We start from the raw sequence: 2167 nt of genomic DNA, 5'->3' as shown, positions 1-2167 counted from the left end.
GCATTGCGTGATCCACACGCACACCACCGCCGGCGGCGCGGTGTCGGCGCAGCAGGGCGGGCTGCTGCCGATCAGCCAGCATGCGCTGCGCTTCCACGGCCGGCTGGCGTACCACGACTACGAAGGCATCGCGCTCGGGCTCGACGAGCGCGCGCGGCTGGTCGCCGACCTCGGCCTGCACAACGCGATGCTGCTGCGCAACCACGGCGTGCTGGTCGGCGGCCGCACGGTGGCGCATGCGTTCCAGGAGCTGTGGTTCCTGGAGCGGGCCTGCCAGATCCAGGTCGCGGCGCTGTCAGGCGGGGTGCCGCTGCGCGTGCCGCCGGCCGCGGTGCAGGCCTTGACGGCGGCGCAGTTCGAGGATGACGACGCCAGCGGGATCGTCCAGCTCACGTGGACGGCGGCCTGCAGGTTGATTGCCGGCCAGGCGGCGGACTACCGATCGTGACGGACCGATCAGAACGGTTCGAGGCGCCGGATCTGCTGCACCAGCGTGTCCAGCGCCGGGTGGCGTTGCTCGTACAGCGCCAGCCAGGGGGCGAGTTCGTCGGCGCTGAGCGGGCCGGTGAGCGGGGCCAGCTCGCCGGGCAGCGCAGCCAGCGCGCCGTCGAGGGCCTGCACATCCGCCGTGGCCCATGAGTGCGCGATGCGGCCCGCCAGCAGCGGCCGCGCCGCCTGGGCCCGTTCGAGGTAGTTCGACAGTTCCGGCATCGCATCGCCGCCGACCTCGTCGTCCATCGCCAGCGCCTCGGTGAAGGTCGGACCGTCGTAGCCGGCCGCTGGGTTCTCGTCGGCCGCGGGCCCGGCACCGAAGCCCGCCACGCCATCGAGGGCCGACCAGTCGAAGCTGGCCGCATCGAGGTTCAGCATCTGCTGCGCATCGGCCGCATTCGCGGCGAGCTGCTCCGGCGCGAGTGCCGGCGCGTCGCTGCTCGCCAGCCCCGCCATCGTGCGCATGAAGCCGAACTCGGCCAGCGTGTGCGCGTGCAGGTACAGGTGCTCGAAGGCGTCGCGTTCCATGGCTCAGCCTATGAGCGCACCGGCCAGCGCGGTGGCGCCGCCGATCAGCAGCGGCAGCGGCGTGCCGCGGCCGACGCTCTGCAGCGCGTTCACCGCGATCGGCCGCAGCACGCTGAACATCGCGTTCAGGATCGCGCGGATCACGGTCGCGGTGAGCTGCGCCGCGTTCGAGACCACCACCCGCGCCCAGCGGGCGGCCTGCAGGATGCAGTCCATCAGCTGCGAATTCATCTCGGCGATCTTCGTCATGTTGGAGGCCAGCACCACGCAGAACAGGTCGATGCCGGTCAGCCCGGCGATCGTCACGAAGCCGAGCTGCTTCAGCAGGTGCGAGAAGGCCTTCATCAGGTAGCTCAGGCCCTGCGCGGCGCGCTGCGTGAGCCAGCCGGGGTTGTCGGAGCTGCGCAGCAGCCAGCGCGCGAGCACCGCGTTGTCGCGCTCGACCGCGCCGCCGAGCCCGCGCACCGCCTGCCAGTTCATCTCGGTGCCGCCGACGCTGCGCACGTACTCGGTCATGTCGTGGTTGGCCACGCTGAGCAGCTGGCCGGTGGGCGACACCAGCATCATGTTGTTCGCGTCGTCCGGCTGGCCGTTCAGGTGGCCGTAGGGGTACGGGCCGACCATCGTCACCGGGTCGAGGTCGTGCGAGACGCGGAAGATGTTGTGCTTGCCGAGCGATTGCTCCATCGCGCTCTGCGCGCCGAGCGCGCCGACGCGCGGGCAGCCGAAGGTGTAGAGCTTCACCGCCTTGCCGCGCGACGAGAAATGCGCCGCCACCAGCGTCGCGACCGCGCCGCCCAGGCTGTGCCCCACGCAGTGCACCACGTCGGCATCCATGATCCGCCGGTCGTCGCGGGCCAGGCCGATCTTCACGCTGTCGAAGGTGTTGCGAAAGCCCTGGTGCACCAGGCCGAAGTCGCCGAAGCCGGTCATCGACGCGCGCAGGTCGGTCAGCAGGTCGGCCTTGGAGTGCTCGGCGCGCGTGCCGCGCGTCGCGATGACGACCTGCTTGCTGCCGGCGCGGTTGAAGCTCAGCACATAGCCGAAGCCGGTGGTGACGCCTGCGGTGGAGCCGGCGAACACCCGGTCGAGGTGGGCGCCGCCGAGCTCGGTGGGCTTCAGCGAGGTGTTGGCGCCGCCGCCCTGG

General features: G+C 71.4%; 3 protein-coding genes. 1 reads left to right on the top strand and 2 read right to left on the bottom strand.

The annotated features are described in order from the left end of the window. The coding region (locus AC1D12_RS31570; protein WP_477845127.1) for a class II aldolase/adducin family protein at positions 1-448 on the top strand (448 nt) is incomplete at its 5' end. 8 nt (positions 449-456) lie between these two features. On the opposite strand, the gene AC1D12_RS31565 is transcribed toward AC1D12_RS31570, so the two are convergent. Both AC1D12_RS31565 and AC1D12_RS31560 read right to left on the bottom strand, forming a co-directional pair. Beyond that, the gene (locus AC1D12_RS31565; protein WP_477828929.1) at positions 457-1020 is read right to left on the bottom strand and encodes a hypothetical protein; all 564 of its coding nucleotides are present in this window, start codon (positions 1018-1020) and stop codon (positions 457-459) included. Positions 1021-1023: 3 nt separating this feature from the next. Then, on the bottom strand, positions 1024-2167 hold a 1144-nt coding region (locus tag AC1D12_RS31560; protein ID WP_477845126.1), incomplete at its 5' end, for a lipase family protein.

It is taken from the genome of Rhizobacter sp. P1_G5, from assembly GCF_056405435.1.
This window is presented reverse-complemented; position numbering and strand designations above follow the sequence as displayed.